This is a genomic window from Clostridium rhizosphaerae (genome assembly GCF_016765585.1).
GTDB classification, from domain to species: Bacteria; Bacillota; Clostridia; order Clostridiales; family Clostridiaceae; genus Clostridium_AT; species Clostridium_AT rhizosphaerae.
Genome location: NZ_JAESWC010000015.1, coordinates 1 through 13,362, shown reverse-complemented (window position 1 = coordinate 13,362; position 13,362 = coordinate 1). Strand labels below are relative to the sequence as shown.

Here is a 13,362-nt window from a genome sequence, read left to right as displayed (position 1 = left end):
TCAATCTGGAAGTTGGTGATACCGATGTTTAACGGACTTTTCAAGAAAACTAAATATATAACAGTAAGTCAAACTCCTGCCGGAAGTGTTTCTAAGAATACTTCTCCAATTGAAAATGAAGAGGAACAAAAGCCCAATATTCCTAATGGAATGTGGGTAAAGTGCGAGTGCTGCGGAAAAGCTATTTATAAAAAAGACTTAGAAAAGCATACGATGGTATGCAAAGACTGCGGGAAACACTTTAGACTGCCGGCTCTAGATAGAATTAATTCAATTATTGATGAAGAAAGCTTTATAGAATTTGATAAAGAACTTTTAAGCAGCAACCCGCTTAATTTCCCGGGATATGAAAATAAGCTGGAGGCTTTAAAAGAAGAAACAGGATTAAAAGAAGCTGTAATTACAGGCAGAGGAAAAGTTAATGGAAATGAATTAGTTATTGGTGTAATGGACAGCCGTTTTATGATGGGAAGCATGGGTTCTGTAGTGGGCGAAAAGCTCACAAGGGCAATAGAATATGCAACCTCTGAAAAACTTCCTGTGGTAATATTTACTGCATCAGGAGGAGCCAGGATGCAGGAGGGAATGTTTTCTCTAATGCAGATGGCAAAGGTAAGCTCAGCTCTTGCAAAACATAATGAAGCAGGTCTTTTATATATCCCGGTACTTACAGATCCAACTACAGGCGGAGTTACTGCAAGCTTTGCAATGCTAGGTGATATTATCTTGGCTGAGCCGGGAGCACTTATTGGCTTTGCAGGTAAGCGGGTAATTGAGCAAACTATAAAACAAAGTCTTCCAGAAGGTTTTCAAACAGCAGAATTTTTGCTTGAACATGGATTTATAGATGCTGTAGTATCAAGAGAAAAGCTTAAGGAAACGCTTGGGCAGATATTAAATCTGCACAGCATTTAGGGTGGTGAGAGTATGGCTGTTTTAGAATTTGAAAAAAATATCGAAGAGCTATCTAAGAGAATAGAAGAATTCAAGTTCTTCTCAAGAGAGCATGGAGTTGATTTGGCTTCTGAGATTGAAAGAATGGAAGCTAAGCTTCAGAACATGAAAAGTCAGGCTTACAGCAATCTGACACCTTGGGAAAAGGTAACTCTTGCTAAACTTATTGAAAGACCTACAGCACTTGACTATATAGAAAGAATTTTTACAGATTTTATAGAACTTCATGGAGACAGAAACTTTAGAGATGACCCTTCCATAGTTTCAGGAATAGGAAAGCTTAACGGAAAAGCAGTTACTATCATAGGTCAGCAAAAGGGAAGAGATACAAAGGAAAATCTAAAGAGAAATTTTGGAATGCCAAATCCTGAAGGCTACAGAAAAGCTTTAAGACTTATGAAGCAGGCAGAAAAGTTTGGAAGACCTGTAATATGTTTTGTAGATACTCCAGGAGCCTTTCCGGGTATAGGAGCTGAAGAAAGAGGCCAGGGAGAAGCAATTGCAAGAAACTTAATGGAAATGGCAAATTTAAAAGTTCCAACTGTTTCTATCGTTATAGGTGAAGGCGGCAGCGGAGGAGCACTTGCAATGGCTGTTTCAGATGAGGTCTGGATGCTTGAAAACTCAATTTATTCTATACTGTCACCTGAAGGTTTTGCCAGCATACTTTGGAAGGACAGCAGCAGAGCCAAAGAAGCAGCAGGTGTTATGAAAATAACTGCCGAAGATTTAAAGGCTTACGGAATTATAGATAGAATAATTAAGGAACCTGCAGGCGGTGCACATAAAAATGTAGATGAGACTGCAGAAAATATTAAAAAGACTTTAGAGGAAATTATACCTAAGCTTTGTGAAAATGAAATAGAGGAGCTTTTGAATAAGAGATATAGTAAGTTCAGAAGCTTTGGAGAATATGAGGAGTAAGACTAGGTTAAAAAGACTTAGTCTTCTTTTTTTACAATTAATTTCAATAGTTGATATATTGATGGAATATTGTTAAAATTAGCTTACGATGTTACAAGTTATATTACTAAAGTAAAAGGATGGGGGATATATGGCTGTAAATTTAAATAATCAGATTAATGTCTTAGATTGTTTTTATATTATATTGGATCAATTACCACTATTGTTTGAGGATGAAATATCATTTTCACTTACAGATAGGGAAAAGTTTATAAAATTTAAAATCAGCGAAAATATGGGGGCTATTGCAAAAGTAGGAGACCCTATTCCAAAAGATGATGTGCTTATGAAAGCTATAAAAAATGATAGGGTCTTTGCAATTACTACAGATAGAGCAACAACAGGATTTAATATAAGGGTAGTTGCCGTTCCAATAAAAGATAATGCCGGAGATATTGTTGGTGCTCTGTCCTATGGCAGAAGTTTAAAAAATAGTAATGATGTGCTTGATTTATCAAAAAAGCTTGTTGATGCAACAATTCAAATAGCAAATACTATTGAAGTTATAAATAAGCAGACTCAAAATATAGTGAAGACAAACAGCAGTATACAAACTGATATAGAAGAGACCTTAGAACAGTCGAAAAAGACAGATGACATAATAAGAATTGTAAATCAAATATCATCTCAGACTAATTTACTGGGACTAAATGCTGCTATCGAAGCTTCAAAGGCCGGAGAATATGGAAGAGGTTTTTCTGTAGTTGCCACAGAAGTAAGAAAACTCTCTGTTAATAGCAAAAGTTCTATTAATGAGATAAACGTTATACTGAATACAATAAACAACTCTATTGTAAAAATAGAAAAAAATATTGATAATACAATTAATTCCTCGAATGTACAAGCGGATGCTATACAGAATATAACTGAATCAATTAAATCTTTGAAAGAAACAGCTTCTATGCTTGAAAATATGACAAATAGACTTTAAATAAGTGAAATGCTTGGTAGAGTTTTAATATTGATAATTATAAGAATATTGTGTTGAGAGATACTAAAATAAACGATATAATTATTTAAGAGGCTACGGGGATAATAATGGCTTTACTGTAAATTATAATGGGGCACTCAGGAGGGAAAAATAGATGAAAAAAGAATTTTTTATGAAAAACAGAGAAAATATTCTAGAGAGCATTAAAGATAACTCAATACTTATATTATTTGCTGGAGAAGCACCGCAAAAATCCGCGGATGAAGCCTACAGCTTTACTCCAAACAGAAACTTCTACTATATGACTGGTATAAATAGAGAAAAAATGATACTTATGATAACTAAAGTAAATAAAAAAGTAAACCAGACTCTATTTATCGAAAAAGCAGACCCAGTGCTTGAAAAATGGGTAGGAAAGAGAATGACTGTAGAAGAAGCTAAGGAAGCTTCAGGCATAGAAAATATTCAATATCTAGAGGATTTTGAAGACACTATAGCTAGACTAATGTTAAATTATAATATGAAAAAACTTTATTTAGATTTAGAAAGAAGAGGCTGGGATTCGATACCTACAGTTTCAAATATTTTTGCTAAGCTTATTACTGAAAAATATCCTGAGCTTAAGGTTAAAAATATATATCAGGATATTTGCAGCCTAAGACTTATAAAGACAGATGAAGAAATTGCAGAAATTAAAAAGGCTATCGAAATAACTAATGAAGGTATTAAGAGCCTTATGAAAAATGCTAAGCCAGGTATGATGGAATATCAAATTGAGGCTAATTTTGATTATGTTTTAAAATGCAGCGGAGTAACAGATTATGCTTTTAAAACAATCGCAGCATCAGGCATAAATGGAACAGTACTGCACTACTCACAAAATAATTCAAAGACACAAGATGGAGATTTGATTCTATTCGATCTTGGAGCTCAATGGAATTACTACAATGCAGATATAAGTCGTACTTTCCCTTTAAACGGAAAGTTTACTGAAAGACAAAAGGAAATATACAACATTGTTCTTAAGGCTATGTCTGATACAATGGCTGTTATTAAACCTGGTGTTCCATATACAAAGTTAAATGAAACTACAAGAGCTTCTTTAGCTGAGAGCTTAAAGAAAATAGGTCTTATTAAAGAAGATGCTGAGCTTTCAAAATACTATTATCATAATGTAACTCATTATTTAGGACTTGATACTCACGATGTAGGAAGCAGAGAATTAGAACTAAAGCCCGGAATGGTTCTAACTGTTGAGCCAGGACTTTATATCGAAGAAGAAAAAATCGGTATAAGAATCGAAAATGATGTGGTTGTAACTAATGACGGCTGCGAGGATTTGGCAAAGGATATAATAAAAAGCGTAGAAGATATTGAAGCTTTTATGAATAGATAAGATAAAAAAACGTTGAAGGATTCTTCAACGTTTTTTTATTTTATCCTGAGAAATAGATAAATATATAAATATTTAAATATAGAACAAATAAATAAAAGAACATAAGAATATATTGTGTTTATCTAAACAGTTCATTTGTATTTGGAAATTCATGCAGTCTAATAAAGTGTTTGAATAGTCTGCTTTTTTTAGAATAAGGACTGTTGATGAGTTTTGCATTATGATAAGATATACTTATAATAACGGTAAATAATGGCACTATTATCATGTTTGATTAGTCAATCCATAAGCAGTATAAAATTTCTTTTTACTGTTGTATTAAATAGAAATATAAATGAGGTTCAACTTTATAGGCCAAAGAAAGATAAGAGGCTTCCAGAAGTTTTAAGCTATCAAGAAGTTGCTAGAGTACTGCAGAAAACTACAAATATAAAACATAGAGCAATTTTGTATTTGGTTTATTCAGCAGGACTAAGAGTCGGTGAAGTTGTAAACCTTAAAGTTAGTGATATAGACAGCGATAGAATGCTTGTTCATGTTAAGCAAGGTAAAGGAAAGAAGGACAGATATACAGTTCTTTCTCAAATAGCGTTAGATGAATTAAGAATATATGCAAAAAAATACAGGCCTGAGGATTGGTTGTTTGAGGGGGGAGATGGGAAAGGTCATTTGACAGAGCGATCTGTGCAGAAGATTTTTGATAAAGCGTGTACAGCATCTGGAATAAAAAAAGATGTATCAGTACACACTCTGAGACATTCTTTTGCTACTCACTTATTAGAAGGTGGAACAGATTTGAGATATATTCAAGAGCTGCTAGGTCATTCAAGTTCAAAAACCACTGAAATATATACACATGTTACTGAAAAAAGTATTACCAAAATACAAAGTCCATTAGATAGATTAATGGCAGGAAAATAGATATTACACCTAGAGTTAAGAATTAGCGAAAAAGGTTCGTGGGTTTATAGTTAGCAGCAAGAATATTTTATCGGAAGTTTATGTTCCGTTACTAAAAAAGTGATAGTGCGCATCTGTAAAAAATGCGCAGTAAAGATTATTAAGCTTTGTTAAGGAGGATAAGATGAAGTCTACATTAAAAAAAGAAACAATTTTTCACGGAAGGAAAACCTATTGGTTGCTTCAACTACGTTTTCTTTTACCTTTACTCACAGCAGTTATAATAACTTTGTATGCTATTGTTATACGTCCATATCTTATGCCTACGATGAAAACTGTTCCTATAGAATCAGGGTTTGCGTTCATATTGATTCTTTCTCTGGTTGTAACAATAGCAACTCTTTTTATCTCAATTTTGATTACAGTAATTCTTGCTATTTGTACCCGTACAAGAGCAAGAATAACGACCTGGCTTCTGAAACTGCGCAGTCAGTTGATTGTAACAGTAGTATTATTATTTGTGAATGTTATTTCTATACTATGCAGCCAGTGGATGGCATACACTCCACCTATACTTGGGAACAATGGCAAAACAATAGTGGGTAGTATTGCTGTCTTAGAAAAAGTAACTCTAGGTGGCAGTGATCAGTGGATAACTATCCGTGGAAAAAATAGAAATAATCCAGTGTTGCTTTTTCTAGCAGGTGGGCCCGGTGGAACGCAGCTAGCTGCAACCAGAGACCAACTAAAAAAGCTTGAAGATAACTTTGTGATTGTTAACTGGGAGCAACCAGGAGCGGGTAAATCAATTAATGCTGTACCACTTAAATCAATTACCCCTGAGCGATACATTTCTGATGCACATCAACTAACAGAGTATTTGTGCCAGAGATTTAAACAGGAAAAGATATATGTACTCGGTGAATCATGGGGGAGTGCACTAGGTATATGGCTCGTACAACGTTACCCAGAATTATATCATGCTTTTATTGGTACTGGTCAGATGGTTGCATTTGCTGAAACTGAAGTTCGTGACTATGAACTAGCATTAAAGATGGCAAAAGAGCAGGGAGATACAAAACTGGTTGAAAAACTTAAGAAACAAGGGCTGCCACCATACTATGGTAAAGATGTAGTTTGGAAAGTAGCTACCTACAATCAGTACTTAGGTGGTTACATGACAAAAAAACCTGAAATTGAACGACCAGGATATAATACATTTAGCGATCTAGCAGGTCCTGAATATGGTTTATACGATAAAGTAAATTTTCTACTTGGTTTGGTTACTACTTTTAATCATGTCTATCCACAGTTATATAATGTAGATCTTCTCAAACAAGCTATAAAATTAGATGTTCCAGTTTACTTTATTGAGGGCCGCCACGATATCAACGCACCACCAGCATTGGCTGAGGAGTATTTCAATGCACTAAAAGCTCCTCATAAAGAGTTTATCTGGTTTGGACATTCTGGACACAGCCCGTGGATTAACGAACGAGACAAGTTTGTTGATTTGATGGTAAATTTGGTACTGAAGGAAACAAAGATAAAGTAATGGGGAGAGAATACTAATCCTTTAAGGTTATTAAGTCTGGGTGTTATAAAGCTTGATTTTTGTTATAAAAAGCCAACCGCAAAGACAATAAACCTGAAACTAAAAACAATTTATAGAAATATTAATTAATCTAAGTCTAAAATAAGTAGTTTACATCTTTCAAACATTGTGATGCACTAGTAGGAATGAGGAAGTTAAAACTATCAAAAAAGTGATCGCAGAAATATTCCATCTGCTAACAAAAAACTCCCGTTCGTTTTGGCATGAAAAGACTTCCAAAACACATTCTTTCACCAAGTGCGGTCGCGCTAGGGCTCAAGAATGTCGGGAGTTAGCAACGTTATACGTCATGCTAAGTTACATATAAGTAGAAATCATACAAAGAGAATTGAGGGGATAAAATGAAAACTTCAACTGAGAATTTAAAGCTATTACCAAGTATTAATAGTCTGAAAAGAATAAGCCAGTCAATAGCTATGCTAGATGCTATTATTTATCAGGAATGGGAATACAGGTATTATTCCTTCAACTCCAAATGGTCTCAGAATGAAATGATGGCATCTATGAGGGACGGGCAAGGTAGCCATTATTTTATATTATTTTTTATTGACGGAGTAATGATAAAAGGTTATGACATAGATGCACCAATTAACGGATTTACTGATAAAGAATTCTGGAAAGACCAAATGAATCAGATACCAAATCAGTTTGATTCATTTTTAAGCGAACCTGCTTTTGTTACGGATAAAGCTACGTTCTTCATATGGAGACTGAATAGTGATTCTCATTGGAGAACCTTAGATTTGAATTCCTTGATCAAAGAGCAGGATTTAAAGGTGTGTGATTTCGATGGTTCGGAAAATCTTATCAACATCCTAGATGGGCTTCCACAGACATATAAGAGATGGGCAGATGCTTACTACGAAAGTGATTTTGATTTAAGCATCATTGAAAAAATATATAGGCATGAACCATTAACTAAAGAGATTGTAGAGACTCTAAATTCGGATATAGACTATGAAGTGCTAATAGAAGATATAAAAGAAATAGATTATCCATGTGATATAACTATAATTCCGTAGTACCGCACGACGGATAAACAATGTATTCAAGTTCACTTTGGCTAAAACAGGGTCAAGCATTTGAAGTAGCCAAAGTACATTCCTTCACCAAGCCAGGTCTGGCTAGGTTCAGGAACGTCTTGAATGCGAGACGTTAGGCGAAAGACCCTGCATAGGTTGACCGGGCATCCTTGCCCGGATTTTCTGGGGAAGGTATTTGATGGACTTTTATTATATGGAATTATAAAATAGTTAAATGATTCTCTAAATACTCTAAGCATATTATATGCCAAAATTATATATTGAAAGGAAGTTCCAAAATGTGTACAAGTTTTGCAGTATATGGTCAAGAAAAAACTATTTATGGTATGAATTTTGATACTGATGAAATTGATTTAAAACTTAAAGTCATTTGTTATAACGATAAAAACATATTTTACTTTTCAGGCTTATTAGATAACATATACAGGGATATCGCTGGTGTTAATAGCGACGGTCTTTTTATCTGTACTCAAGCAGTAGAATATAGTCCAGGTTTTAAACCAAGTTGTAACGAGAATGATTGGTTTGCTTTTGATATTTTTGATGAAGCGCTAAAGAAAACAAAAAAAGCATCTGAATTTTTTGAAATTCTTAATAAAAGAGTAATCGTGTTTCCTAGAAATCCATTATTTCCGGATTTTGGACTACATACTATTATTGCAGATAAAACTGGTAATGCATTTATTCTGGAAGAAGGAATTGACACAAATATAATAAGTCGGATTAAGAATGATTTTATAATTATGACTAATTTTCCAAATGGGGATTTCAAGGAAACAAATTATGATAAAGTATATGGTTGTGGTGCTGATAGATATATTTGTGCTCATGAATATATCGATAATAATATTCGCAGCTTTGGAATAAATGAAGCTTTTGAAGTTTTAAGAAAAACTAGTCAGGAGAATACTTTGTGTTCAATAGTATTTGAACCATTAAAAAATGAAGTTTATATTAGTTTTAAAATAGATTTAAGTATAAAATGGAAAATTTCTATTATCGAAAAAACAATTCAATCATTAGATGGATTTTTAAGCAACAATAAAATTCAATTTTCTAATGAAGAAATATTTGTGAAGGATCTTATTAGCTTATATAAATGAAAATCATTAAATAAAGAAAATCAATTGGGAAGACAGACTTTTTTAGGGTATTCAAGAAACCGTAGGGAATCGCCGTCCATGGCGATTTCTGAATAACGGGGCATGGTCAATCGCCTAACAATGCGTCTCCGCAGAGGGCTGACCCAAAGCACTGCCAGAGTATGTGGAACTCTTCAAACGGTCAGCCACATCGCTTCACCAAGATAGGAGTTATCTAAGGTTCAGCGACGTCGGAGACGCGGAACGTTATCTGAAAAGCCATGTTTTATTAAGACTCGTTGCCGTTACATAGATAGTATGATAGGACGGATTAGTAAATTTTTACGAAGTAGGATTATGCTTTGCTCAGAAAAAAAAGAGAGGTAAAGAAAAATGGGTATTATTATATTACTGATTGCGATTGTTGTTGAAATCACATTTGCAGTTTTCTGTATTATTACAAAATCTAATCAACAAAAGGTAAGAAACATTATTAGAATTATAGCATTTATAGTCTTTGTACTGTTCAGTACTCTGTCTGTAATTGACTGGAGCTTTCGTTATTATACTTTAGCCACCTTTCTACTTTTACTGGCGATAATCGGAACAGTTGGCTTGATTAAGAAAAAGCAAGGAAAGAGAGCATACAAAGCAGTAAGTGTTATTATGAAAACAATAGGAATAATGGTGCTTATCTTTGTTGTAACTCTACCTTTAATCATATTTCCACAATATGTTCCAATAAAACCAACAGGGAAGTATCAGGTTGAGACTATAAAATACACATACACAGATACAAAACGTATTGAAACCTACATCAATACTGGGGAAAATAGAAAATTGAATGTGGAAATGTGGTATCCCCAGAATGCACAGGGAAAGTATCCTCTTATAGTTTTTTCGCACGGGGCATTTGGTATTAAAACAAGCAATGAAACACTTTTTAATGAACTGGCCAGCCATGGCTATGTGGTATGCTCCATCGACCATACATACCAAAGTTTATACACTATTGGTAATGATGGGCACATGATATGGGTAGACAAGGGTTTTATGAAGGAAATACGGTCTGACGACGTACATTCAAATAAACAGCAAAGTTATGAGTATTATCAAAAGTGGATGAAAATACGCACAGATGACATAAATTTTGTATTAGATTATATACTCGGACAATCTAAGAGCAATACTTCAGATAAGTTATACAAACTTATAGACATAACAAAAATAGGTGTTTTTGGACATTCTCTTGGCGGCTCTTCAGCACTGGGTATCGGTAGAATGAGAAAAGATGTTAGTGCTGTTATTGCATTGGAATCACCATTCATGTGTGATATTGAAGGTGTTAATAACAATGAGTTCATTTTCACAGGTGAGAAGTACCCTATACCTGTACTTAATGTGTATTCAGACAGTTCATGGGGACATTTAGGCGACTGGGAGCAATATGCTGAAAACTATGCCCTGCTTTCCAATACTAATCCAACTGCATTTAATGTCCATATCAGAGGTGTGGGACATTTGACGCTTACTGACCTGGCACTTACAAGTCCATTTTTGACAAGCATACTCAACGGACAAAAATCAATAACAAGCACCGAATACTGCCTCAAAGTGATTAACAAGGTCTGTCTTGAGTTTTTCGATTGCTATTTAAAGGGAGAGGGCAAGTTTATTTCAGATGGGACGTATTAAATTGTGTTCATAATAAATAGTTTAAGGTATGACGCAATCTTCTTAGAAGGCGAATTTAAAGAATAATTTCGAGGTACGGAGTATCGAATGAAGGAAACTGATAAACATGGCTCATCAGATAACAATGCACTCAAATTTGCTTTGGCAGCAAGGGGTCAAGCCAATGTAGAAGCCAAAGCACATGCCTCAGCTAACCGAGCCAGAATTTAGAAAAACTAACATAAGAGCTATGTAAGCTTTTCTAAGTTCCTGTAACGCTGAGGCACGTCTTGAGTGCGGAACGTTAGATGCAATTTTAGATTAGCAGAGCGACAGCTTAAAAGTTATTAATTTTTTATTAAGACGCAATGGTAAAATATGGTGAATTAGTCAATGGGGGAACTTTTTATATGGAAACAATAATTGAGGAATTTAAAAACAAATCTCTTTCAGGAAATACGATTAAAATAATTGCAATTATAGCCATGATAATAGACCATTTGGGGTGGGCCTTTGTTAGTTCTAATACTGTCGGTGGAGCAGTAATGCACACTATCGGTAAAATTACAGGACCGATCATGTGTTATTTTATAGCGGAAGGCAATCATTATTCCAAGGATAGAAAGAAGTACGTAGAGAGATTATTTATCTTCGCTTTAATATCCCATGTACCCTTTAATATTTTTGTAAATGAAGGAAGAATTACTCTGCTTCCTACCAGTGTCATTTTTACATTAATGTGTGGGCTTTTAGCGTTGATAGTATTTGAGAAGATTGAGAATAAGCCGCTTAAGGTTGTTTTAATTTTACTTTTAATCGTGGTTACTTATTGGGCTGATTGGCCAATATTTGGAGTATTGTTTGTCTTGGCCTTTGGTGTTTTTTATGGTAATACAAAAAAACAGATTGGGTCCTTTGCAATTTTAAGTCTGCTTAAATTAGTGGATGTATTATTTGCAGGCGAAGGCTTAAATATTTATCTAATTATTCCTAGGATATTGAGTCCTTTGTTAGTTGTTCTATTATTATACTTATATAATGGTACAAAGGGTGGTTCCAAATATTCTAAATGGGCTTTCTATATTATTTATCCACTGCAATTTCTTATTATAGGAGGAATTGCACTACTATTAGGAAGGGTATGAACAAGAGCTTCAAGTTTCAGCTTGTTACTGTGATTTCTGGTATAATCTTTACTGCTCAATTTTCTTGTAAAAGCGAAGTAAATTTAAAGTTAAAAAGTAGGAGAATAGATTTAACTTAAAGTGTAGTGGGAAAAACTGCATCTAACAAAACACTCAAGTACGCTTTGGCTTGAAAAGACAGCCAAAGCACATTCCTTCACCGGTGCAAGCGCAACCAAGGGATATTCCTCTGGGGTCCGGTTCAGGAACGTCTTGAGTGCGAGACGTTATGCGAAATACCTTTTAGTTAAGCATTATTGTTTAATATGTATGTAAAAAATGATGTAAAAATATACTCAAGAATTGAGAATAACTGTTATATACATAGAGTAATATAAAATTTTAAAATATATAAAGCAGACAAATATAGAGGAGGAATTCTTAATATGATCCAAACTATAAAATATGGTGATCATGAATCTCAAATAGGTGATTTATACATACCATCTAGAAACAGTTTAGGGATTGTTTGTCTATTTCATGGTGGATTTTGGAAAATGCCTTATGACCGTTTTCAGTTTGATGCAGTAGCTAAAGAACTCACAGAAATGGGTTACTGTGTTTGGAATATTGAATATAGGAAAATAGGAGAGAGCGGTAGAGTATGGACTGATACTTTTACTGATGCAATAGCATCGATTCAAGCTCTTTCTTCATGTAAAGATGCATATTCAAATATCAATATTGATAATATCTTCGTGGTAGGTCATTCAGCAGGTGGTCATTTAGCATTATGGCTAAGTTTGCAGGAGATTGCTATAAAATGTACAAGATTTGTAGGATTGGCACCAATTCTTGACCTAAGAAAGGCATTTTATGAAAATATCGGAGGCGATTCAGTTTTTCAATTGCTTGATGGAACTCCTGAAGAGTACCCGGATCGATATAAAAAAGCCTCACCAATAGAAATGTTGCCAAGTTCTGAAAAGCAAGTAATATTCCATGGGGTTGAAGATGAGGATGTTTTTGTGAATTGGAGTAGAGACTATGTAAGTATAGCGAAAAGTCTTGGAAGCGACATAGAATATATCGAAATAGAAAAATGTAAGCACATGGAATTTGTAGATCCTAATAGTGAAGCTTTTAGGAAATTTACGGATTGGTTAAATGAGGCTTTACCAAATAAGTAACGGTATTGCATAAATAAAAACCAACTTCGCATAAACCAGCTAATGTTAGTCAAGTGGTTTAATAAAAAAATTTATATTGGGCAAAATTGAGAATAGCAAAGCTAACCTATAGAGGAAATAGGCTTGTAGACAGGCTTAATTAAAGAATTTATATGTTGAGTGTTAGTTAAAAGTAGTTTTATGTGTTAATATCCCATAAATTATTCTTAAAAGTTTATGCGAAGTAGCTACAATAGCAGACTTAGATGACTTACCTTCACTTAACTTTCTATCGTAAAAATCATAAAGCGTAGCATTCAAGATACCGCTAGATCGTTTACTAATGCCAGCTACAGTGGCTTGATATAACGCTTTTCTAAGATAAGATGAACCAAGTTTAGAAATTTTATTATTCTTAGCCCTGAAGTTCCCAGACTGGTAAACTGAAGGATCTAATCCAGCGTAAGCTGCAAGTTTCTTTGCTGAACTAAATTTAGATATGTCACCAATC

Annotated in this window: 12 protein-coding genes; 11 read left to right on the top strand and 1 reads right to left on the bottom strand. The window is 34.2% G+C overall.

Going from position 1 to position 13,362, the window contains the following annotated elements; translation table 11 throughout:
* The first annotated feature begins 24 nt into the window (after positions 1–24).
* From accD to JK636_RS18180, 11 genes are all read left to right on the top strand, one after another.
* A complete protein-coding gene (gene accD, locus JK636_RS18230) occupies positions 25–915 on the top strand; it encodes an acetyl-CoA carboxylase, carboxyltransferase subunit beta (protein WP_202750416.1) in 891 nt (296 codons plus the stop codon).
* 12 nt (positions 916–927) lie between these two features.
* Positions 928–1,878, top strand: a complete 951-nt coding sequence (locus tag JK636_RS18225) for an acetyl-CoA carboxylase carboxyltransferase subunit alpha (protein WP_202750415.1) — start codon at positions 928–930, stop codon at positions 1,876–1,878.
* Positions 1,879–2,008: 130 nt separating this feature from the next.
* Positions 2,009–2,848 (top strand): methyl-accepting chemotaxis protein, encoded by an 840-nt coding sequence (locus tag JK636_RS23950; RefSeq protein ID WP_202750414.1) that lies wholly within the window; start codon positions 2,009–2,011, stop codon positions 2,846–2,848.
* Positions 2,849–3,002: 154 nt separating this feature from the next.
* On the top strand, positions 3,003–4,244 hold the full coding sequence (locus tag JK636_RS18215; RefSeq protein WP_202750413.1) for an aminopeptidase P family protein: 1,242 nt from the start codon (positions 3,003–3,005) through the stop codon (positions 4,242–4,244).
* Between the two features lie 252 nt (positions 4,245–4,496).
* The gene (locus JK636_RS18210) at positions 4,497–5,165 is read left to right on the top strand and encodes a tyrosine-type recombinase/integrase (RefSeq protein WP_202750412.1); all 669 of its coding nucleotides are present in this window, start codon (positions 4,497–4,499) and stop codon (positions 5,163–5,165) included.
* A gap of 163 nt (positions 5,166–5,328) precedes the next feature.
* The gene (locus tag JK636_RS18205; RefSeq protein WP_243428272.1) at positions 5,329–6,699 is read left to right on the top strand and encodes an alpha/beta fold hydrolase; all 1,371 of its coding nucleotides are present in this window, start codon (positions 5,329–5,331) and stop codon (positions 6,697–6,699) included.
* A gap of 401 nt (positions 6,700–7,100) precedes the next feature.
* Positions 7,101–7,781 carry a hypothetical protein gene (locus tag JK636_RS18200; protein ID WP_202750411.1) on the top strand — a complete coding sequence of 227 codons (681 nt, stop codon included), beginning with the start codon at positions 7,101–7,103 and terminating at the stop codon, positions 7,779–7,781.
* A 299-nt stretch (positions 7,782–8,080) separates the two neighbouring features.
* The gene (locus tag JK636_RS18195; protein ID WP_202750410.1) at positions 8,081–8,905 is read left to right on the top strand and encodes a C45 family peptidase; all 825 of its coding nucleotides are present in this window, start codon (positions 8,081–8,083) and stop codon (positions 8,903–8,905) included.
* A gap of 372 nt (positions 8,906–9,277) precedes the next feature.
* Positions 9,278–10,579 (top strand): alpha/beta hydrolase family protein, encoded by a 1,302-nt coding sequence (locus tag JK636_RS18190; protein WP_202750409.1) that lies wholly within the window; start codon positions 9,278–9,280, stop codon positions 10,577–10,579.
* Between the two features lie 389 nt (positions 10,580–10,968).
* Entirely contained in the window at positions 10,969–11,703 is a 735-nt protein-coding gene (locus JK636_RS18185; protein ID WP_202750408.1) for a TraX family protein, read from the top strand.
* A 425-nt stretch (positions 11,704–12,128) separates the two neighbouring features.
* Positions 12,129–12,872 carry an alpha/beta hydrolase family protein gene (locus JK636_RS18180; protein ID WP_202750407.1) on the top strand — a complete coding sequence of 248 codons (744 nt, stop codon included), beginning with the start codon at positions 12,129–12,131 and terminating at the stop codon, positions 12,870–12,872.
* Between the two features lie 162 nt (positions 12,873–13,034).
* Here JK636_RS18180 and JK636_RS18175 read toward each other — a convergent pair.
* Positions 13,035–13,362, bottom strand: a 328-nt coding sequence (locus JK636_RS18175; RefSeq protein WP_202750406.1) for a transposase, incomplete at its 5' end; no start/stop codon positions are given.